Here is a 20,542-nt window from a genome sequence, read left to right on the forward strand (position 1 = left end):
CATCCACCCCCTACCCGCGAGAGGCAGCATCATGGACACCGCTCTCGACGTGCACCGCGCACTCACCGACGACGAGCTGCGGCGGTTGGACGCCTACTGGCGTGCCGCGAACTACCTCACCGTCGGGCAGATCTACCTGCTGGGCAATCCCCTGCTGCGCGAGCCGCTGACCCCCGAGGACATCAAGCCCCGGCTGCTCGGGCACTGGGGCACCAGTCCGGGGCTCAACCTGATCTACGCCCACCTCAACCGGGTGATCGTCGCCCGCGACCTCAACGCCATGCTGGTCACCGGCCCCGGGCACGGCGGCCCGGCCATCGTGGCCAACACCTGGCTGGAGGGCACCTGGTCCGAGCGCTACCACGACGTGGCCCGCGACGAGGCCGGGATGGCCCGGCTGTTCCGACAGTTCTCCTTTCCCGGCGGCATCCCCAGCCACGTCGCGGCGGACGTGCCGGGCTCGATCCACGAGGGCGGCGAGCTGGGGTACGCCCTGAGCCACGCCTACGGCGCCGCGTTCGACCACCCGGACCTCGTGGTGGCCTGCGTGGTCGGCGACGGTGAGGCGGAGACCGGGCCGCTGGCCGGCAGCTGGCTCTCCACCGTGTTCCTCAATCCGGCCCGCGACGGCGCGGTGCTGCCCATCCTGCACCTCAACGGTTACAAGATCGCCAACCCGACCGTGCTGTCCCGGATCCCCGAGGCGGACCTGCTCGGCATCCTGCGGGGCTCCGGCTACCAGCCGTACGTGGTGTCCGGTGACGATCCGGCCGTGGTGCACCGCACGCTCGCCGCCACGATGGACCGGGCGCTTGACGAGATCGCCGCGATCCAGCGCCGGGCGCGCTCCACAGGCGTCGTCGAGCGGCCCCGCTGGCCGATGATCGTGCTGCGGACACCGAAGGGCTGGACGGGCCCCCGCGAGGTCGACGGCACCCAGGTGGAGGGCACGTACCGGGCGCACCAGGTGCCCCTGTCGGGCGTCCGCGACAACCCCGCGCACCTGGCCGAGCTGGAAGTATGGCTGCGCAGCTACCGGCCGGAGGAGCTGTTCGACGCCACCGGCGCGCCTGTCGACGAGCTGCGGACGCTGCCACCACGCGGCGACCGGCGCATGAGCGCCAACCCGGTCACCAACGGCGGAGTGGTCCTGCGTGACCTGACCCTGCCCGACTTCCGCGACTACGGCGTGGACGTCCCGGAGCCGGGTCAGCCGATGGCCGGCGCGACAGGGGTACTCGGCCCGTGGATCCGCGACGTGATCACCGCCAACCCGCAGTCGTTTCGACTGTTCGGCCCGGACGAGGTCGCGTCCAACCGGTTGGGCGCCGCCTTCGAGGTGACCGACCGGGCCTGGATGGGCGCCACGGTCCCCGGCGACGACCACCTCTCCCCCGACGGGCGGGTCATGGAGGTGCTCTCCGAGCACCTGTGCCAGGGCTGGCTGGAGGGTTACCTGCTGACCGGCCGGCACGGCGTGTTCACCAGCTACGAGGCGTTCATCCACATCGTCGACTCGATGCTCAACCAGCACGCCAAGTGGTTGAAGGTGACCCGGGCGATCCCCTGGCGGCAGCCGCTCGCCTCGCTGAACTACCTGCTGTCCAGCCACGTGTGGCGCCAGGACCACAACGGCTTCTCGCACCAGGACCCGGGCTTCATCGACCACGTGGTCAACAAGAAGGCCGAGGTGGTGCGGGTCTACCTGCCACCGGACGCCAACACCCTGCTCTCCACGATGGACCACTGCCTGCGCAGCAGGCACTACATAAACGTGGTGGTGGCCGGCAAGCAGCCGTCGCCGAACTGGCTGACGATGGACGAGGCGATCCAGCACACCCGCCGGGGGCTGGGCATCTGGGAGTGGGCCAGCAGCGACGGCGGCAGCGAACCGGACGTCGTCCTGGCCTGCTGCGGCGACGTGCCCACCCTGGAGACGCTGGCCGCCACCGAGCTGCTGCGCGAGCACCTGCCCGAGCTGAAGGTGCGACTGGTGAACGTGGTCGACCTGATGCGTCTGCAGCCGGACACCGAGCACCCGCACGGCCTGCCGGACAACGAGTTCGACACCATCTTCACCGCGGACCGGCCGGTCATCTTCGCCTACCACGGCTACCCGTGGCTGATCCACCGCCTCACCTACCGCCGCTCCAACCACGACAACCTGCACGTGCGCGGCTACAAGGAGGAGGGCACCACCACCACCCCGTTCGACATGGTGATGCTCAACGACCTGGACCGGTTCCACCTGGTCATCGACGTCATCGACCGGGTGCCCGGCCTGGGCGCCCGTGCCGCGCACCTGCGCCAGCAGATGGTCGACGCCCGCCAGGCCGCCCGCGACTACACCCGCGAGCACGGCGAGGACGACCCCCGGGTCGCCGAGTGGCGCTGGGTCCGCGAGACCGACCCGACCAACCCCTGAGGAGGACGACGTGCGGGACGCGGAGATCCTGGTCGGCTACGACGGGTCCACCGACGCGTCGGTGGCCCTGGACTGGGCGCTGGCCGAGGCCGAGCGCAGCGGCCAGCCGGTGCGGCTGGCGTACGTCTTCGAATGGCTGACGGTGGCCAGTTGGGTCGGTCCGGGCGTGGCGCCCGGCGTCTGGCCGGACGACACCGCCCGGCGGCAGGCCGACGACCTGGTCCGCAAGGCCGCGGCGGACGCCTCCGCCGCGCATCCCGGCGTGACGATCACCAGCGAGGTGTACGACGGGCCGCCCGCCCTGGTGTTGCAGGAGCGCTCCGCCGACGCGGGGCTGCTGGTGCTCGGCAGCCGCGGCCACGGCGGGTTCGGCGGGCTGCTGGCCGGGTCGACGGCGGTGGCCGTCGCCGCGCACGCACACTGCCCGGTCGTGGTGGTCCGCGACGGAACGGCAGGCGGGCCGGACGCCCCAGTGGCGGTCGGTGTGGACGGTTCGGAGCCGTCGCTGGTGGCGCTCGGCTTCGCTGCGGAACGGGCGGCGCAGCGGCGGGTGCCGCTACGCGTGCTGCACGCGTGGACGCCCGGCCCCGGCGGGGCGGCCGGCGTGCCGGACGAGCAGGCGGCCGTGCAGGAGACGCTGGAGCCGTGGCGGCGGACGTATCCCGAGCTGAGCATGACCGTCGACGTGGTCGGAGGCAGCCCGGCGGCGCTGCTCATCGAGGCGAGCCGGTCGACGCAGCTGGTGGTGGTCGGCAGCCGCGGCCGGGGTGGCCTGGCGGGGATGCTGCTGGGCTCGGTCAGCCAGCAGGTGATCCAGCACGCCGGCTGCCCTGTCGCGGTGGTTCGGGAACGCTGAAACCGGCCGGTCCGGAGCCGCGCTCCCCTGCGCCGTGCGCGCCGGAGCCGCAGGATGGATCGACGACGTACCTCGCGACCGCCGCCGAGCACGATGGCGGACAAGGAAGGGTGACCATGAGTCAGGACAGTCAGCTGACCGCGGCGCTGGCGGCGGCCGCCGCCACGGCCGGCCACGCCCCGTCGGTGCACAACACGCAGCCGTGGCGGTGGCGGGTGCTCCCCGACGCGCTGGAGCTACGGACCGTCGCCGACCGGCAGCTCACGGCCGGCGACCCGGAGGGGCGGCTGCTGGCGATCAGCTGCGGCACGGCCCTGCACCACGCCCGCCTGGCGCTCGCCGCCGAGGGCTGGCGCACGGTGGTGCAGCGCCTGCCCGACCCGGGCGACACCGACCTGCTGGCCAGGCTGACCGACCTGAGCCGAACCGAGGCCGACCCGGACGCCATGCGGATGGTGCAGTGCATGTCGGTGCGGCACACCGACCGGCGGCCGGTCAGCGACGAGCCGGTGCCGACCGACGCGATCGGCCAGATCGCCCGGGCGGTCACCGCCGAGGGCGGCCGGCTCCAGATTCTCGACCGCGACCAGGTACTGGAGCTGGCCGCAACGGCCGGGCACGCCGACACGATCGAGGCCGAGGATCCCGAGTTGCGCGCCGAGCTGGCGTACTGGACCAGCCGGGCCGGCACCGGCACCGGCCTGCCAGCCGAGGTGCTGCCCGCGCAGCCGCCGCAGACCACAGTGCCGGCCCGTGACTTCGGCCGCGCCGGCAGCCTGCCGGTCGGCCCCGGTCACGACCGCGCGGCGGTGTACGCGCTGCTGCACGGCGACGAGGACGAACGGGACAGCTGGCTGCGCGCCGGTGAGGCGCTCTCCGCCGCCTGGCTTACCGCGACCCGACTCGGCGTGTCGGTGGTGCCGCTCAGCGCGGTGGTGGAGGTCCCGGGCACCCGGCAGACCCTGCGTCAGATGCTCGCCGGGATCGGCTTCCCGTACATCGTGCTGCGCCTGGGTATCGCGGACCCGGCGCACGCGGGCCCGCCGCACACCCCGCGGCTCGACGCGGAACAGGTCGTCGACACCTCCGCGGTGCGCTGACGGATCTGGTGAACAGAGGCGCCAGCGATACCATCGCGCGGTGACCAGCAGCGTCCCGCAGCCCCGCCCGGAATCCCCGGTGACGCCGTCGCTCGGGCTGAGCCCGCTGTCGCGGGTCCGCCTCGACGAGTTGCTCCAGGAGATGCTGGACAGGGTCGGCGAGGTGATGACCAGCCGGGAGCGGCTGCGGGCGCTGCTCGACGCGGTGGTCGGCATCGGCACCAACCTGGATCTGCGTACCACCCTGCGACGCATCGTGCAGGCGGCCTGCGAGCTGGTCGGCGCCCGGTACGGCGCGCTGGGCGTCGTCGGCCCGGACCGGCTGCTGCACGACTTCATCGTGCACGGCATCACCGCTGAGCAACACGCGCAGATCGGCGACCTGCCGCACGGGCGGGGCGTGCTCGGCCTGCTCATCGACGAGCCCCGCCCGCTGCGCATGCCCGACATCACCCAGCACCCGCGCTCCTACGGCTTCCCCGCCAACCACCCGCCGATGCACAGCTTCCTGGGCGTGCCGGTGCTCATCCGGGAGCAGGTGTTCGGCAACCTCTACCTGGCCGAGAAGCAGGGGGGCGCGCAGTTCACCGAGGACGACGAGGAGATCGTCGTCGCGCTCGCGGCCGCTGCCGGCGTGGCCATCGAGAACGCACGCCTGTACGCGCTGGCCCACCGTCGCGAACGCTGGCTCGCCGCGACCGCCGAGATCACCACGGTGCTGCTCGGCGAGGTCCGCCGCACCGACGCGCTGGCGCTCGTCGCCCGCCGGGCCCGGGAGGTCGCCGAGGCGGAGCTGGCTCTGGTGCTGCTGTACGACGCCGACACGGCGGAGTTCACCGTGGAGGTGGTCGACGGCGCGGACGAACGGGTCCGGGCGCTGGTCGGCACGGTCCTGCCGGCCGCCGACACCAGCTTCGGGGCGGCCCTGGCCGAGGGCCGGCACGACCAGGTGGACGACCTGGCGCACGCCGCACCGTGGCCGGCGCTGCTGCACACCGGGCCGGCGATCATCTCACCGCTGGCCACCGCCGAGACGCTGCACGGCGTGCTGATCGTGGCCCACCGGCCGGAGCGTGGCGGCAACGCCAGCGACGAGGACGTGGCGCTGCTCGGCAGCTTCGCCGGGCAGGCGGCACTGGCGATGGAACGGGCCCGCGGCCAGGAGGAGCGGGAGTTGCTGGTGGTCCTGGAGGACCGCGAACGGATCGCCCGTGACCTGCACGACGTGGTGATTCAGCGGCTCTTCGCCACCGGCCTGCAACTGCAGAGCGCCGCGCCGGTGGCCCGCCCCGAGGTGGCCAAGCGGATCAACGCGGCCGTCGACGACCTCGACGCGACCATCCGCGACATCCGGCGGACCATCTTCGAGCTGCGTACACCGATGACCGCCGCGCTGCGTACCGAGATCAGCGAGGCGATCGAGGTGGCCGCCGAGTCGCTGGGCTTCAAGCCGCACCTGGAGGTGACCGGCCCGGTGGACAGCGCGGTGCCGGACGCCATCCGTCCGGATCTCACCGCCGTGCTGCGCGAGGCGCTGTCCAACACGGTCCGCCACGCGCAGGCCACCCACGTCGACGTGGCCGTACGCGTCGACGGCGGGCAGGTCAGCGTGACGGTCACCGACGACGGGGTGGGCTGCGACCAGGCCGCCGCCCGGGGTGGCCTGATCAACCTGCGGGAACGGGCCGACCGCCTGGGCGGCGCGTTCACGATCCGCCCGGTGCGGCCACGTGGCACCGAGCTGTGCTGGTCGGTGCCGCTGCGCGACTGACGGGGGTGGCTCAGGTGGTCTTGCCGAGCAGGCGGGTGGCCAGGACGGCGGCCTGGGTGCGACGCTCCAGGCCGAGCTTCGCCAGGACGCTGGAGACGTAGTTCTTCACGGTCTTCTCCGCCAGGAACATCTTTCCGGCGATCTCCCGGTTGGTCAGCCCTTCCGCCACGTACTCCAGGATCCGCCGTTCCTGCTCGGTGAGCGACTTCAGCTCACGCGGCTGTTCGACGCCGTTGCGGATGCGTTCCAGCACCCGGGTGGTGATCGCCGGGTCCAGCAGGGACTGCCCGGCCGCCACCCGTCGCACCGCGTCGACCAGGTCGGTGCCGCGGATCTGCTTGAGCACGTACCCGGCGGCCCCCGCCATGATCGCGGCGAACAGCGCCTCGTCGTCCTCGTACGAGGTGAGGATCAGGCCCTTGATGGACGAGTCGACGGCCCGCATGTCGCGGCACACGTCGATGCCGTTGCCGTCGGGCAGCCGGGCGTCGAGGATCGCGACGTCGGGCCGCAGCGCCGGAATGCGGCGAGACGCCTCCTGCGCGGAGCCGGACTCGCCGACCACCTCGATGTCGCCGCTGCTCTGCAGCAGGTCGGCCAGGCCACGGCGGACGACCTCGTGGTCGTCGAGGAGGAAGACGCGGATCATTACTCGTTTCTACCCGCGCCACTGGCCCAGGCGCACGGGCCGAAGGTCCCGACCCGAAGCGGACCCCCTCACCGACTGGACTGCGCCGGGCTGGATTCGCAGGCAGGGGCGGTCGGGCCCGGCGGGTCGGGACGTCCGGCCCTGCTCGACATTCCCCTGGCGGGGGACGGTGGGGATGGCGGCAGCATCGCGCCAGTACACCCGGGAAGGGAGCACCGCCATGGACATCGGCTACACCGCGGATCAGCTGTGGGCCGCCGCCGGAGACGCGGTGCGGGCACCGTCGTTGCACAACTCCCAGCCGTGGCGGCTGCGGCTGCGCGAGGGCGGGATCGACGTGCTGGCCGACCCGACCCGGCGCCTGCCGGCGACCGACCCGAGCGGCTGGGGCGTACGGATCGCCTGCGGGGCGGCCCTGTTCAACCTGCGGCTCGCGCTGGCCGTGACCGGCGTCCCCGCCCGGGTACGACTGCGCCCGGACCCGGCCGAGCCGGGTCTGCTGGCCCGGCTGGTGCCGGACATCCCGCGCCGGCCCACCCCCGCCGAGCAGAGCCTGCACGCGGCCATCCCCCGACGGTTCAGCAACCGGCTGCCGTTCTGGCCGGACCCGGTGCCGGCCGACGCGCGGTGGCACCTCGCCGAGGCGGCCCGCGCCGAGCAGTGCTGGCTGGAGTTGTTGATCGGGGTGAGCGCGGTGACGGCGTTCGGCGAGATCGCCCGCAGCGCGCACCGGGTGCTGGAGCGCGACCCCGCCTACCGGGCGGAACGCCAGTGGTGGTTACGCCACGAGCCCACACCCGATGGCGTACCCGCCTCGGCCGGCGGCCCCGGGCACGAGCCGCAGGACGTGCTGCCGATGCGTGGCTTCGGCGGGCGCGACCGGGCGCCGGGGCGGGACTTCGAGCCCGAACCGCTGGTGGGGGTGCTCGGCTCCCTGGGTAACACGGCCGTGGACCAGGTGGTCGCCGGCCAGGCCCTGCAACGGGTACTGCTCACCGCCACCGACGCCGGGCTCGGCGTGTCGATGCTGTCCCAGCCGATCGAGGTGCCCACCGCGCGGGAGCAGTTGCGGCTGTCGCTGGGGCGGTTCGGCACGCCGCAGATGGTGCTGCGGATCGGGTACGGCCAGCCGGGCCGGCCGACCCCACGCCGGGCGGTCGACGAGGTGCTGGACCACCCGGCGCGCCGCGGCTGACCGCCTGCGGATCCTCGATGAGCTCAGCTCGCCGGCTCGGCGGCGGCGAGCAGCGCGGCCTCCCGGGCCGGGTCCAGGCCGACCGAACCGCGGCCGGGTCTGCCGGCGCGCGGCGGGACGGCCCCGACCTCCCGCAGCCACCGCCACGTGTCGGCCACCGTGTCGGCCACCGGCCGACAGGTCAACCCCGCCGCGTGGGCCCGGCTGGTGTCCCGCTCCAGCAGCCAGCGGTACGGATGCCCGAGCGGCAACCAGATCGGCAGGTCGTTCCACGGCTCCACGCCGGCGGCGAGGATCGGCTCGGGGTCGGTCCACCGCAGCCGGGCGTCGGAACCGGTGACCGTCACGCACTCGTCGAGCAGTTCGCCCATCGTGGAGTGCCCGGGACGGCTGATCGCGTTGAACGTGCCGCCCTGCCCCCGCTCGCCCTGGTCCAGCATCCAGCTGGCCAGGTCGCGCACGTCGATGCACTGGATCGGCAACTCGGCCGGGCCGGGGGCGAGTACGTCGCCGCCCCGCGCGATCCGGTTCAGCCACCAGGGCAGCCGGCCGATGTCCTCCCCCGGACCGAGGATCAGCCCGGCCCGGGCGATCAGCGCACGGTTCCCGAAGACCTCCCGCACCGCCCGCTCCGCCCCGGCCTTGAGGTGCTGGTAGTCGCCGTCGACAGCGTCCGGATCGCCGTCGGCCACCGGCGCTGCCTCGTCCGAGCCCGGCACCACCGGGTCGGCGTAGACCGAACCGCTCGACACGTAAACGAAGTGCCCGACCCCGTCGACAAGCGCGCGGGCCGCGTCGCGGGCGGCGCGCGGCGCGCCGTCCCAGGTGTCCACCACCACGTCCCACTCGCCGCCGGCCAGCGCGGCCAGGCCGTCGGGCGTGGTCCGATCACCCCGCAACCGGTGTACGCCGGGTGGGACCGACCCGTGCAGCCCCCGGTTGAACACCGTCACCGACCAGCCCCGGCGTACCGCCTCGGTGACCGTCGCGCCGCCGACGAAACCCGTACCGCCCAACACCAGCAGTCTCATGTGCTCCACCCTGCCGGATCGGGGCGGCGGGCGGTGCTCCTGTTCACCGCGAGCGGATCTGCCCTCGGCAGAATCCAGGGGGCGAGGCCCATCGCACAGCCGGGTTCGGCCAGTCAGCCGGGTTCGGGCCGTCGGCCGGGTTCGGCCGGTCAGCCGAGTTCGGGCGGTCAGCCGAGTTCGGGCGGTCAGCCGGGTTCGGGCCGTCAGCCGGCGAGCAGCCGGTCCAGCGGGCGGGGCACGGCGCCCGGCTCGAGAGCCCGCACGAGCGCCCCCGCGTACCGGGCCTTACGGCCACTCATCGTGCCCAGGAAGCGACGCAGTTGCCGCTCGAGCGACCGTCCACGCTGGGCGGGCTGGTTCTGGAAGACCCGCAACCGGGCCAGGTCGCCCTGCTCCGCGATGACCCGTTCGACGCCGTCGCTGCCGAGCGCCCGGATCAGTTCGTCCTCCAGGTCGGTCACGCACACCTGGAAGCCGAGCACCTCCATCGCCGACCGGGTCAGGCCGACGCCGAACCCCGCCTGCTCCAGGCCCCGTCGGAAGAAGCCCTCCTCGGCCTCGTCGCACAGCCCTCGTACGCGCACGGCGAGGCCGTGCGCCCCGAAGAGCCGCAGGTACCGACCGACGCTCATCGCCCCTCCGAGCGGCACCACGCACACACCCTCGGCGGCCAGGTCGCGACGCCGTCGCTCCGCCAGCGCCTCCACCGCGCGCTGGTCGCTGACCCCCTCGACGAGCACGACGGCGCGCAGGCCGGTGGCCAGTTCGCGGGCCACGCCGGCAGCGGTCGCCGCATCGGGACCGCCAGCCGCCCAGAGGCGTACGGCGGCTCGGAAGCGGTCCGGCTCTCGCACGGGACCGAGTGTCGCAACGAGCGGCACCGCCCCGCCACCGGTATTGCTGGCGGGCGTCCGAGCGGTGTCACACGCGAACGGCCCGCCACCGATGTCGATGACGAGCCGTTGTCCCTGGTGGGCGATACTGGGTTTGAACCAGTGACCTCTTCCGTGTCAAGGAAGCGCGCTCCCACTGCGCCAATCGCCCGTGGTTTCCGCCCGACCCGGGCACTCGGGCCCGTCGAGGCGGATCGCGAGCGGACGACGGGATTCGAACCCGCGACCCTCACCTTGGCAAGGTGATGCGCTACCAGCTGCGCTACGTCCGCACGTCCCCGACGAACGTCGGCGACGCGGCAAACTCTACCCGATGCCAAGATCGGCGGGCACGCGACCCTGGACCGCGCTGATTGCGCAGGTCGCCGCCGGGGTACTGAGAGCTCTCGACAGCGCACCACACCCCCCGAAGGAGGCTGTCGTGGGTATCGGCACCAGCATCTTCCTGATCGCGCTCGGCGCGATCCTCACCTTCGCCCTCGACGCGAACGTCGGCGGCATCAACCTCGACGTGGTCGGCTGGATCCTGATGGGGGCCGGCGTGCTCGGCCTGATCATGACCACGCTGATCTGGGGTCGCCGTCGCCAGGCGGTTCCCGTCGCCACCGAGCAGCCGGTGGAGTACCGCCGGGTCGAGGAGCCGGTGGAGTACCGCCGGGTCGAGGAGCGGCGGGACATCGCCCCGCCGCTGTGACACGAGCATGGGCCACCGCCGACGGAACTGGCGAAGCACGCGAACGCGGGCCGGCCACCTCGACAGAGGCGGCCGGCCCGTCGTCTTCCTGGCCCCCCGCGCGCCACGGGAGGCGCCGGCTCCGAGCCCGACCTGGCCCGCCCGTTCAGCGCATGAGGGCGTTGAGCGTGCCGTAGTCGAGGGCGTCGGCCAGTGCGCCGTACGTGCCCGTGCCGAGGGCCTCGTCCGCCGCCCGGCGGGCGACCGCGTACGCGGCCTGCGCAATCGACGAGCCGAGGCTCACCCGCGCCACCCCCAGTCGGGCCAGTTCCCCCACCGCCGGCGCACCCGGCCCGGCGAGGACGTTCAGCGGCGCCGGCACCGCCTGCACCAGCGCGCGGATGGTCACCGGGTCGACCACGCCGGGCACGAAGATGCCGTCCGCGCCGGCGGCGAGATAGGCGGCGGCCCGGGCCACCGTCTCGTCGATGCCCCCGGCGCCACTGAGGAACGTGTCGATCCGGGCGTTGACGAAGAGCGGCAGACCCGCCGCGTCGGCCGCGCCCCGCGCCGCGCCGATGCGGGCGCACTGGTCGGGCACGTCGCGCAGCGGCGGGCCGTCCGTACGGTGGGAGTCCTCGATGTTCACGCCGACGGCGCCGGCGTCGAGCACGGCTCGGGTGGTCACGCCGACCTCCGCCGGTGTCTCCCCGTACCCGGATTCGATGTCCGCGGTGACCGGCAGCGACACCGAGACGGTTATCCGGCGGACCAGGTCCACGGCCGCGTCGCGGCCAAGAATGTCACCGTCGGGCGCACCGAGACTCCAGGCGACGCCGGCGCTGGTGGTGGCCACCGCGCGGACGCCGGAGGCCGCCACGACGCGGGCGCTCGCGGCGTCCCAGGCGTTGACCAGGACCAGGGGCGACCCGGGGGTGTGCAGGGATCGGAAGAGTTCGGCTCGGGTGTGGTGTTCGCTCACGCGGCAAGTCTCGGCCAGCCCCGCGGCCGCCGGTAATGTTTTAGCGCCAGCTGAAACCAACGGGAGTGCCGTGGTCGCCATCAGCATGTCGGCGGGCGCCGTCGCCCGCATCCGGTTCGCCGTCTCCTGCCTGTGGGAGGTCGTCGCGAGCGTCCGGGTGCTGCGCGACCCCGGGGACCACGCCGTCCACCTGCCCTGGGTCCGCCGGGTACGACAACCGCTGGCCGAGACGGGAGTGATCGAGGAGGACGACGCACTGCTCTGGCAGCTGGTGCCGGCCCCGCCGGGCTACCTGGCCGACTTCCTCACCCCGCCGCCCGTCGGCCTCATCCCGGACCTGGCCGCCGAACTGGCCGCCCTGCGCGCCACCCCGGCCGACACCGTCCGGGCACACCTGGACCTGTACCCGGGCGAGCGCACGCCTGCGCTCTCCGCCCTGTACGCCGACCCGCCGGCCGGGCTGCGCCGGCTGAGTGCGGAGATCGAGACGTACTGGCGGATCGCCCTGGCCCCGCACTGGCCACGGCTGCGGCTGCTGCTCGACGCCGACGTGACCGCACGCGCGCGCCTGCTCGCCAAGGACGGCGCGGCGGTTCTCCTCAACGACCTGCACCGGCAGGTCCGGTGGGAGGGCGACACCCTGCTCGTCGCGCAGCGGCACTGCCTGGCCCCGGACGTCGCGGACGGTCCGGGCCTGGTGCTGGTCCCGTCGGTATTCGTCTGGCCGTCGGTGCTGAGCGTGTCCACCGGGGACGCGCCGCAGCTCGCCTACCCCGCCCGCGGACTGGGCACCCTCTGGGAGCGGCCGAACGGCGTCCCGGACGCGCTGGCCGCCGTCCTCGGACGCGGACGGGCCCGGCTGCTCGCCGAACTGACCGGGCCGGTGAGCACCACCGAGCTGGCCCGGCGCAGCGGGATGTCACCCGGCGGCGTCTCCCAGCACCTCACCGCGTTGCGCGCGGCCGGTCTGGTGGTGACACACCGTCGGGGCCGGACGCTGCTCAGCGCCCGCACCGACCTCGCGGAGGCTCTGCTCTCGGCGACCGCGTAGACGTCGACCGGGCGACCCCGGTACCCGGGCGGCGCCGTCCCCTGCGCCGCCAGACCCTCGCCCAGGATGCAGGAAAGCCGGCAGGGGCATGGTCGACGGAGCCGCCGATACGCGAAGCTGCTTCAATCTGCGTCAGCACGGCAATCAAGGCCGCTGACGCATGCGGACGGAGAGGGAATGTCCCGTACACCGCTGTCCCTGCCGCAACCCACCGCGCGGGCGCCCGAGTTCGGCCGGGACGCGCTCATCGTCTGCGAAAACCTGGTGCGGATCTACCAGACCGGTTCGATCGAGGTGCAGGCGTTGCAGGGCCTGGACCTGGCCGTGGAGAGCGGCGAGCTGGTCGCCATCGTCGGCGCCTCCGGGTCGGGCAAGTCGACGCTGCTCTCCATCCTGGCCGGCATCGACTCCCCCACCGCCGGGCGGGTCCGCGTCGACAGGTGGAATCTGCTGGCCATGTCCCGCGCGGACCGGGTGGACTACCGGCGGCGCACCGTCGGGTTCGTACGGCAGCAGACGGCAAGCAACCTGATCCCCTACCTGACCGCACGGGAGATGGTGGACCTGCCCATGACGGCGGCCCGTACCGCGAAGGAGGAGCGCCGGGAGCGCGCGGCCGAGCTGCTGGACAGCCTCGGCGTCGCCGACTGTGCCGATCGGCGTCCCGGGCAACTCTCCGGCGGGCAGCAGATGCGGGTCGCGATCGCGGTGGCGCTGGCCAACCAGCCGCGGATCCTGCTCGCCGACGAGCCGACCGGCGAGCTGGACGCCGCCACGTCCGCGGAGGTCTTCGGCGTGCTCCGGGACGTCAACCGGCGCTACGGAGTCACAGTTGTCGTGGTCACCCACGACCCGGAGGTCAGCGGCCAGGTCGAACGGACCGTCGCGATCAGGGACGGGCGCACCAGCAGCGAGGTGTTGCGCCGCACCACCACCGACGCGGAGGGCGACACGCACACGATCGCCGAGGAGTACGCCGTGATGGACAGGGCCGGGCGCGTCCAGGTACCCCGAGACTTCCGCCAGGCGCTGGCCCTGACCCGACGGGTCCGGCTGGCCCTGGAAACCGACCACATCACGATCCACCCCGACTCGGGAAGCGGCGAATGAGCGGCGAGCCGCTGCTTCGCGTACGCGGTGTGCACAGGCGCTTCCGCACCGGGCCGACAGTCGTCCATGCCCTGCGCGGCGTGTCGTTCGACGTGGCCGCCGGTTCCATGGTGGCGCTCGTCGGCCGGTCCGGCTCGGGCAAGACCACCCTGCTCAACGTTCTCGGCGGCCTGGACCGCCCGGACGCCGGCACCGTGCACGTCGGCGACACCGACGTCACCGCGCTCGACGAGGACGGCCTGTCCCGGCTGCGGCGCGAGAAGGTGTCGTACGTCTTCCAGAGCTTCGGGTTGATCCCGGTGCTGTCGGCCGCGGAGAACGTGGCCGCCCCGCTGCGGCTGGCCCGCGTCGCCCCGGCCGAGCGCGAGCGGCGGGTCGAGTTGCTGCTGGAGCTGATCGGCCTGGCCGACCACGCCCGGCAGCGGCCGACCGAGCTGTCCGGCGGCCAGCAGCAGCGGGTGGCGATCGCCCGCGCGCTGGCCGCCTCGCCCCAGCTCCTGCTCGCCGACGAGCCGACCGGGCAACTGGATGCCGAGACCGGCCTGTCGGTGATGGCCCTGCTGCGCGGGATAGTGGAATCCGAAGGTGTCACAGTCGTGGTGTCGACGCACGACGCGGTGATGATGGCCCTGGCCGACCGGGTGATCCGCATCCACGACGGGCACCTCGACGAGCAGGCTGCCGGGCAGCCGCGCGAGCCTCTGCCGGACGCCCGGTGACGCGACGATGCTGAGGCTGGTCAGCCGGCGTACCCGCGCACAGTGGCCGTTGCTGGCAGCCCTCCTCGGGGTCGTCACGATCGGCGCGACCCTGCTGGGCACCTGCACCCTGCTGAGCACCCGCACCGCCGAGCGGGCGCTGGAGGTCGCCATGGCCCGCGCCGCCCCCGCCGCCGTCGACGTGACCGTCTACACCGGAACCGTCGAGGGTGGGGACGCGGCGTCCGTCGCCGCCGACACCCGCACCGTCGTGGCCTCCGCGCTCGCACCGTTCCCGGTGACGACAAGCGCACGGGCGTCAACGGTGCTGCGGGCGCTGCCGCCCGCGCTCGCCCCGGGCACCACCGTTGCGCCCCAGGCGTACCTGTCCGGGCTGGACGACCTGCCGACCCGCGCCGAGCTGGTCACCGGGCGCTGGCCACAGCACCCGGGCGACGCGGTGCTGCTGGAGTCCACCGCCCACCTGCTCGGCCTCACCCCCGGCCGCCGGGTGCGCCTCGGCACCGAACTGGCCCACGCCCCCGTCCCGGCCGTCGACGTGACAGTCGTCGGTGTGGTGCGGCCGCTGCCGGGGCGCGGCTGGGACCGCGATCCCCTGGCCGCGGCCGGCTCCGCCATCGGCTACCGGGACGGCCGCTTCCTGCAACCGGTAAACGCCTACGGCCCGTTCCTCGTCGACCTCGCCGACCTGGTCACCACCGATTCCACAGTCGACCGGATGGAGATCACCGCCCATCCGGACCTGTCCGACCCCCACCGCCGCGACCTGGAGACCGTCGCCGGGGCGGTCGACGGTGCCGACCGCCGGCTGGCCGGCACCCTCGGCGACCGCGTCCAGCTCGCACGTGTCGCCTCCGACCTGCCGGCGACCCTGCGATCCGCCGACGACCAACGGCACGTCACCGCCGCCGTCGTGCTCGCCATCGCCGCCCTCGGCAGTGTCCTGACCGCGACGGCGCTCGTCCTCGCCGGCCGGCTGACCGCGGGCATCCGCGCCGACGAGACCGCCCTGCGCTCCGCCCTGGGCACCAGCCGTCGCCAACTCGCCGCGACCGCCACACTCGAGGCCGGGCTCGTCACCGCCGTCGCCGCCACGCTCGCGATTCCGGCCTCGTCGGCCCTGCACGCCGGTCTGACCCACCTGCCACCGCTGGACGGCGCCGGCCTGACCGTCGCGCCGGCGATCACCGGTGTCCAGGTCCTCGCGGTCACCGGCGGCGCGCTGGCGCTCGCCGCCGTCCTCGCCGTCCTGGCGATCCGGACCGTCCCGGCACCCGGCGACCGACGCACCCGCCGCGAACTACTGGCCCGCTCCGGTGCCGACCTGATGCTCGCGGTGTTCGCCGCCGCCGGATGGTGGCAGCTGTACGCACAGCCCACCGCCGCCAGCCCGCGCGCCGACGCGGTTCGGGTGCTCGCGCCGGCGCTGCTGCTCACCGCGGGCGCCGCCCTGGCGCTCCGGGTCGTACTGCCCGCCCTGCGCGGCGTCGACCGGCTGGCGTACCGCGCCCGCGGGCTGGCGCTTCCGCTGGCGGTCGCCGAGAGCGCCCGCCGGCCCCAGGCGGTCGCCGCCGGGCTGCTCGTCGGGCTGGCCTGCGCGGCCGGAACCTTCGGCCTCGCCTTCGACGACACGTGGCACCAGTCGCAGCGCGACCAGGCCGCGCTCTCCGTCGGCACCGATCTGGCACTCACCCTCGGCACGGCGCCGGTGGCCGGCGAAGGCGCGAACGTCAGCGCCGCCACCGCGGGGGCGGTGAGTCCGGCCCTCAACCGTGGCACCACAGTCGGTCAGTGGCTCGGCACCGCCGGCGAACCGCCGCGCCTCGTCGCCGTCGACACCACCCGCGCCGACGCGCTGCTACGGGGGCGGTTGGACGGCGACCGCGGATGGTCGGCCGTGGGCGCCACGCTGGCACCACGTACCCCGGTCACCGGCATCGCCATTCCGGCCGACGCCCCACTCGTCCTGAGCGGGACCGCCGCCAGCGACACCCCGCTCGCCGTGACACCCCGGCTGCTGCTGCAGGACGCCAGCGGCCTCCGCACGACCTGCACCGGTCCCGCCGTACCGCTCGACGGCCAGGAGGTCCGCCTACCGGCCTGCGCGACTGCTGACGGGCAGCGCCTCGTGGCGGTCGCCCTGCCGGTCACCTCCGACGCGATCGGCGCACCCGTCGCCGTAGCCGTCACACTCACCGTGCCGCCCACGCTGTCGACCGAGAGGTCCCCCGACGGATCGGCCTGGACCGCCACGTCCGCGCCCCCGGTCCCGACCAAGGTGAGCGACCTGATCGTCGGCCTGTCCGCCACGCCCGCGGGAACCGCGCTGCGGATGGCCGCGACAGTCGACCTCGGCGGCGCCGAGGACGCCGCCCGGACCATTGTCGCCACCGCCTTCCCCGACCCCGGCCCGGTGCCCGTCGCCGTCTCCGCCCGCTTCGCCAGCGAGGTCGGTGCCCACCGTGGCAGCCAGCTCAGCGTCACGGTCGGCATCACGCCCGTCCCGATCGTCGTCACCGAGGTCGTGCCGGCCGTACCGTCCGCCCCCGGCGCCGTCGCCGTCCTGGCCGACCTGGACACACTGTCCCGCGCACGCGCCGTCACCGGCGACCTGACCTTCCCGGTCGACGCCTGGTGGGTCGGTCACCCCGCCGGCGGCGCCGCCGAGCGGGCCACCGCCCTGCACCTGGGCAGCGTCGCGGCCCGCGAGGCGGAGACCGCCCGCCTCACCAGCGGCCCACTGCGCGCAGGGCTGCCGATCGCGCTCCGGCTTATCGTCCCGGCCGCGGCCCTGCTGCTGCTCGCCGGTGTCGTCCTGCACGTCACCTGCGATCTACAGCTCCGCGCCGTCGAGGTGGCGCGGCTACGCGGCCTGGGGATGTCCCGGCGCGGCATCCGGGCCGTCCTGCTCGGCCAGCACGCCGGCGTACTGCTGCCCCTCCTCGCGACGGGCGCGGCAGTCGGCGCCCTCGCCACCCGCATCGTCGCTCCCCTGCTCGTGCGCTCCGACAGCGGCGCCGCGCCCGTCCCGGCCGCCCAACCGCACTGGCCGTGGCCGGCCGAGGCCGCACTGCTCGCCGTACTGCTGGTCGGATGCCTGCTGGCGGTCACCGTCGTGGTGACCGTGCAGGTCCGCCGGGCCGACGCCGCGCACCTGCGGGTGGCGCCGTGAAACGGTGGCTGACCCGCCGATGGCCGGCGCCGCACTGGCCCAGCATCCGCGGCCGGGGCCGAACCGACGCCGGGCCGCTGCTGCTCACCGCCGCCGTCATCGCGGCCGTGGCGCTGCTCGCCGGAGCCGCGCCGGCGCTGCTCCGCGCCGCCGCCGACAACGCCGTCCAGGACACGGTCCGCCGCGCCGGCCAGGACTCGAACGTCCTCGTGCACGCCGACTGGGAACGCGACGACGGCCCGACCGGCGGGCGGGTCCGCGCACCCCGCCTCGCCGACGACGTCGACACCTTCCGTGCCCGGGCGTCCCACGCGCTCGGACCGGACCTGGACGCCACGCTCCTCCCGCCCATCGCCGTCGTCGACGGCCCGATCCTGCACATCACCGACGGCAACGCGCCGCGTACCTTCCAGTTCACCTACCTCGCCAGTGACCTCGGTGGCCCGGCCGTGACCTGGGTCGCCGGCAGCGCACCCGGCGCCACTCGCCCCGACGAGTACGTCGAGACGCCCTACGGCGGACCGCCCTGGCCGGTGCAGATCGGCCTCTCCGAGGCGGACGCCGCCGCACTCCACCTCGGAACCGGCGATCGGATCCCTTTAAGCGACGGACGGGGACGCGACAAGGACGTCCGGGTCAGCGGGATCTACCGACCCGCGGACAGCGCCGACCCCGCCTGGCGGCTCGCCCCGTCGCTCCTGAGCCCCCTGCCCGGCGTCGACGGCGTGGGGACCACCCGCTACGGCGGCCTGCTGTCGCGTGAGTCGTTACCGGACGCCCGACTCGCCGTCGATCAGGACCAACTGCGGCGCACCGTCCACTTCGCCCCGCGGCCCGAGGCGCTGACCTGGGACACCACCGCGGAGCTCGCCAGTCAGGTGGTCAAGCTCAAGGCGACCTCCGGATCCTCGGGCGACCGCAACGAGTCCCTGAAGTGGGAATCGCAGCTGGACACGGCGCTGCGCGACGCCCGTGCCCGGATCAGCGCCGTTCTCACACAGGCCGCCGTCCTGCTCACCGGGGTGCTGGCCGCCACGGTGCTGGTCCTGCTGCTCGCCGCCGACCTGCTGGTCCGCCGCCGTTCCCCGGCCCTGATCGCCGCCCGGCAGCGTGGAGCGGCGCTACCTGACGTCGGCGCGGAACTGCTCGTCGAGTCCGCGGTGCTGTCCCTGTCGGCCGCCGCCGTCGGGCTCGCGCTAGCTGGCGCAGCCGCTCCGGGCGTCTCCTGGACCTGGGCCGTTCCCGTGATCCTGGCCGGTGCCGTCGCCGGGCCGGCGTTCGGCACCCTCGTCGCCGCCCGCGCGAGTCGCGACCGGCGTCAACCCGCCAACCCGGCCGCTCGGCGTTGGATCCGGGTCACCGGCCAGCTGCGCCGCGCGGCAGTGGAGGCCGCCGTCGGAATCGCCGCGGTCGCCGCCTTCGGCGCACTGCACCAGCGCGGGCTCCTGCCCGTCGCCCCCGACGGCGAGACCGGTGAGCTGACCGGCGACCTGATCCTGCCGATCAGCGCCCTCACTCTGGGCACGCTCGTCGGTGCGCTCGTCCTGCTCCGGCTGCTGCCCCTCGGTACGCGGTTCGCGCTCCGACAGGCCCTGCGTTCGCGCCGCCCGCTGGCCGTGTTCGGCGCCGCCCGGGCAGCGACCACGGCCGGGCGCGCGCTGCCGCTGCTGACTCTGGTGAGCAGCACGGCGCTCGCGTCGTTCGCGCTCATCCTCGGCGCAACCGTCACCCGAGGACTGGCCGACGGCGCGTGGAGCACCGTCGGCGCCGACGCCCGCCTCGACGTCAGCGCCGACGCCGACGCCACCACGCCCGCACTCGCCGAGCGCATCGCTGCCGCTCCGGGGGTAAACCAGGTCGTCGCCGCCCGGGTGACCGACTCGGCGCGCGTCTTCACCGAATCGACACCGCTCGCCCCACGCCTGGTCATCGTGGACGCCGGCGCGTTTCAGCGCCTGCTGGCCACCACCCCGTTGCCCGACGCGCCGGCGCTGGCCCGGCTCACGGCACCCGGTCCCGGTACCGGGGAGATCCCGGCGCTGGTCCGATCGAGCGACGGCGAGCTGCGCACCGGTACGCGGTTGCAGCTACTCCGGGACGACGGCCCGGCGATCCAGCTCGCCGCGGTCGGTACCGCTCCCTCCGTCGGCGGTGCCGGCGACGTCGTCATCGTGGACGCCGCAGCCCTCGCCGACGCCGGGCTGCCCGCCGTTCCGAACACCGTCTGGGTGAGCGGCCCCGGCGCGGCTGGGGCCGTGTCGAACAGCGACGTCGCTGCCGACGTCGTGCTGCGCGCGGACGTCCTGCGGGGGCAGCGGATGGCGCCGCTGACCAAGGGGCTGCTGCGGCTCACGTGGACGGCCGCCGCGGTGCTGCTGGCGCTGGGGCTGCTCGGCCTCGCGCTCGCCGCCGCCGCGGGCGCGTCGGAGCGGTGGCAGACCCTGACCCGGCTGCGGACCCTGGGCCTCCGGCCACGCGACGCCCGCTGGGTCGCCGCCGGAGAGCTGCTGCCGCCGGCCGTGGTCGCCGCCGTGTGCGGCCCGCTCCTCGGGGCCCTGCTCGCACGCCTGCTGCTCGGCCCACTCGCTCTGCGGCTGGTCACCGGCCAAGCCGCCGACCCGGGCCCGGTCCTGCCGTGGTGGCTGCTCGGCCTGCTGAGCGTGGCGCTGTTGGCGGCGGCCGGCACTGTCGTACCTGTCGAGTCGGCGCTGCGGCGGCGCGACCGGCTGAGCGAGGTGCTCCGCGCTGGCGAGTAGACGGCCGGTGGGCTACGACCGAATAGACGAAGGCCCGCTACCGGAGATTCGGTAACGGGCCTTTCAACCTACTTGTCCAGCTGGTGGGCGATACTGGGTTTGAACCAGTGACCTCTTCCGTGTCAAGGAAGCGCGCTCCCACTGCGCCAATCGCCCGTG

Annotated in this window: 15 protein-coding genes and 3 tRNA genes; 11 read left to right on the forward strand and 7 right to left on the reverse strand. The window is 74.3% G+C overall.

The window, feature by feature from the left end; all coding sequences use genetic code 11:
• Positions 1 to 31 precede the first annotated feature (31 nt).
• From ACLQ26_RS07710 to ACLQ26_RS07725, 4 genes are all read left to right on the forward strand, one after another.
• On the forward strand, positions 32 to 2,425 hold the full coding sequence (locus ACLQ26_RS07710; RefSeq protein ID WP_425743752.1) for a phosphoketolase family protein: 2,394 nt from the start codon (positions 32 to 34) through the stop codon (positions 2,423 to 2,425).
• Positions 2,426 to 2,435: 10 nt separating this feature from the next.
• Positions 2,436 to 3,281 (forward strand): universal stress protein, encoded by an 846-nt coding sequence (locus ACLQ26_RS07715; protein ID WP_425743753.1) that lies wholly within the window; start codon positions 2,436 to 2,438, stop codon positions 3,279 to 3,281.
• Between the two features lie 116 nt (positions 3,282 to 3,397).
• On the forward strand, positions 3,398 to 4,381 hold the full coding sequence (locus tag ACLQ26_RS07720) for an Acg family FMN-binding oxidoreductase (RefSeq protein ID WP_425743754.1): 984 nt from the start codon (positions 3,398 to 3,400) through the stop codon (positions 4,379 to 4,381).
• Positions 4,382 to 4,478: 97 nt separating this feature from the next.
• Positions 4,479 to 6,152 carry a GAF domain-containing protein gene (locus ACLQ26_RS07725; protein WP_425743795.1) on the forward strand — a complete coding sequence of 558 codons (1,674 nt, stop codon included), beginning with the start codon at positions 4,479 to 4,481 and terminating at the stop codon, positions 6,150 to 6,152.
• 10 nt (positions 6,153 to 6,162) lie between these two features.
• Here ACLQ26_RS07725 and ACLQ26_RS07730 read toward each other — a convergent pair whose 3' ends face one another.
• A complete protein-coding gene (locus ACLQ26_RS07730; protein WP_425743755.1) occupies positions 6,163 to 6,801 on the reverse strand; it encodes a response regulator in 639 nt (212 codons plus the stop codon).
• Positions 6,802 to 7,021: 220 nt separating this feature from the next.
• Here ACLQ26_RS07730 and ACLQ26_RS07735 point away from each other — a divergent pair, with 220 nt between their 5' ends.
• Complete coding sequence (locus ACLQ26_RS07735; RefSeq protein WP_425743796.1) at positions 7,022 to 7,996, forward strand: Acg family FMN-binding oxidoreductase; 975 nt, start codon at positions 7,022 to 7,024, stop codon at positions 7,994 to 7,996.
• A gap of 23 nt (positions 7,997 to 8,019) precedes the next feature.
• Here ACLQ26_RS07735 and ACLQ26_RS07740 read toward each other — a convergent pair whose 3' ends face one another.
• From ACLQ26_RS07740 to ACLQ26_RS07755, 4 genes are all read right to left on the reverse strand, one after another.
• Positions 8,020 to 9,027: an NAD-dependent epimerase/dehydratase family protein gene (locus ACLQ26_RS07740; protein ID WP_425743756.1), complete on the reverse strand. Its 1,008-nt coding sequence runs from the start codon at positions 9,025 to 9,027 to the stop codon at positions 8,020 to 8,022.
• A 203-nt stretch (positions 9,028 to 9,230) separates the two neighbouring features.
• The gene (locus ACLQ26_RS07745; protein WP_425743757.1) at positions 9,231 to 9,881 is read right to left on the reverse strand and encodes a TOPRIM nucleotidyl transferase/hydrolase domain-containing protein; all 651 of its coding nucleotides are present in this window, start codon (positions 9,879 to 9,881) and stop codon (positions 9,231 to 9,233) included.
• Between the two features lie 115 nt (positions 9,882 to 9,996).
• Positions 9,997 to 10,071, reverse strand: a tRNA-Val gene (locus ACLQ26_RS07750).
• A gap of 48 nt (positions 10,072 to 10,119) precedes the next feature.
• Positions 10,120 to 10,192, reverse strand: a tRNA-Gly gene (locus ACLQ26_RS07755).
• Between the two features lie 149 nt (positions 10,193 to 10,341).
• Here ACLQ26_RS07755 and ACLQ26_RS07760 point away from each other — a divergent pair.
• Positions 10,342 to 10,614: a DUF6458 family protein gene (locus ACLQ26_RS07760; RefSeq protein ID WP_425743758.1), complete on the forward strand. Its 273-nt coding sequence runs from the start codon at positions 10,342 to 10,344 to the stop codon at positions 10,612 to 10,614.
• 145 nt (positions 10,615 to 10,759) lie between these two features.
• On the opposite strand, the gene ACLQ26_RS07765 is transcribed toward ACLQ26_RS07760, so the two are convergent.
• Positions 10,760 to 11,575: an isocitrate lyase/PEP mutase family protein gene (locus ACLQ26_RS07765; RefSeq protein WP_425743759.1), complete on the reverse strand. Its 816-nt coding sequence runs from the start codon at positions 11,573 to 11,575 to the stop codon at positions 10,760 to 10,762.
• A gap of 70 nt (positions 11,576 to 11,645) precedes the next feature.
• On the opposite strand from ACLQ26_RS07765, the gene ACLQ26_RS07770 reads away from it, so the two are divergent.
• The 5 genes from ACLQ26_RS07770 to ACLQ26_RS07790 all read left to right on the forward strand — a co-directional run bounded on the left by ACLQ26_RS07770 (position 11,646) and on the right by ACLQ26_RS07790 (position 20,383).
• On the forward strand, positions 11,646 to 12,626 hold the full coding sequence (locus ACLQ26_RS07770; RefSeq protein ID WP_425743760.1) for a helix-turn-helix domain-containing protein: 981 nt from the start codon (positions 11,646 to 11,648) through the stop codon (positions 12,624 to 12,626).
• Between the two features lie 177 nt (positions 12,627 to 12,803).
• A complete protein-coding gene (locus ACLQ26_RS07775) occupies positions 12,804 to 13,736 on the forward strand; it encodes an ABC transporter ATP-binding protein (protein WP_363682444.1) in 933 nt (310 codons plus the stop codon).
• Positions 13,733 to 14,455: an ABC transporter ATP-binding protein gene (locus tag ACLQ26_RS07780; protein WP_425743761.1), complete on the forward strand. Its 723-nt coding sequence runs from the start codon at positions 13,733 to 13,735 to the stop codon at positions 14,453 to 14,455. The genes ACLQ26_RS07775 and ACLQ26_RS07780 overlap by 4 nt, the downstream gene beginning before the upstream one ends.
• A gap of 7 nt (positions 14,456 to 14,462) precedes the next feature.
• Positions 14,463 to 17,627 carry an FtsX-like permease family protein gene (locus tag ACLQ26_RS07785; protein WP_425743762.1) on the forward strand — a complete coding sequence of 1,055 codons (3,165 nt, stop codon included), beginning with the start codon at positions 14,463 to 14,465 and terminating at the stop codon, positions 17,625 to 17,627.
• Positions 17,624 to 20,383: an FtsX-like permease family protein gene (locus tag ACLQ26_RS07790; protein WP_425743763.1), complete on the forward strand. Its 2,760-nt coding sequence runs from the start codon at positions 17,624 to 17,626 to the stop codon at positions 20,381 to 20,383. The genes ACLQ26_RS07785 and ACLQ26_RS07790 overlap by 4 nt, the downstream gene beginning before the upstream one ends.
• Positions 20,384 to 20,464: 81 nt before the next feature.
• On the opposite strand, the gene ACLQ26_RS07795 is transcribed toward ACLQ26_RS07790, so the two are convergent.
• Positions 20,465 to 20,539 (reverse strand) — tRNA-Val (locus ACLQ26_RS07795).
• Positions 20,540 to 20,542 lie beyond the last annotated feature (3 nt).

The sequence above is a fragment of the Micromonospora sp. DT43 genome (assembly GCF_049841645.1).
GTDB lineage: Bacteria > Actinomycetota > Actinomycetes > Mycobacteriales > Micromonosporaceae > Micromonospora.

Coding starts and splice junctions, on each gene's coding strand:
- ACLQ26_RS07710 (WP_425743752.1), top strand. CDS start 32: ATGGACACCGCTCTCGACGTGCACCGCGCACTCACCGACGACGAGCTG.
- ACLQ26_RS07720 (WP_425743754.1), top strand. CDS start 3,398: ATGAGTCAGGACAGTCAGCTGACCGCGGCGCTGGCGGCGGCCGCCGCC.
- ACLQ26_RS07730 (WP_425743755.1), bottom strand. CDS start 6,801: ATGATCCGCGTCTTCCTCCTCGACGACCACGAGGTCGTCCGCCGTGGC.
- ACLQ26_RS07735 (WP_425743796.1), top strand. CDS start 7,022: ATGGACATCGGCTACACCGCGGATCAGCTGTGGGCCGCCGCCGGAGAC.
- ACLQ26_RS07740 (WP_425743756.1), bottom strand. CDS start 9,027: ATGAGACTGCTGGTGTTGGGCGGTACGGGTTTCGTCGGCGGCGCGACG.
- ACLQ26_RS07775 (WP_363682444.1), top strand. CDS start 12,804: ATGTCCCGTACACCGCTGTCCCTGCCGCAACCCACCGCGCGGGCGCCC.
- ACLQ26_RS07780 (WP_425743761.1), top strand. CDS start 13,733: ATGAGCGGCGAGCCGCTGCTTCGCGTACGCGGTGTGCACAGGCGCTTC.
- ACLQ26_RS07785 (WP_425743762.1), top strand. CDS start 14,463: ATGCTGAGGCTGGTCAGCCGGCGTACCCGCGCACAGTGGCCGTTGCTG.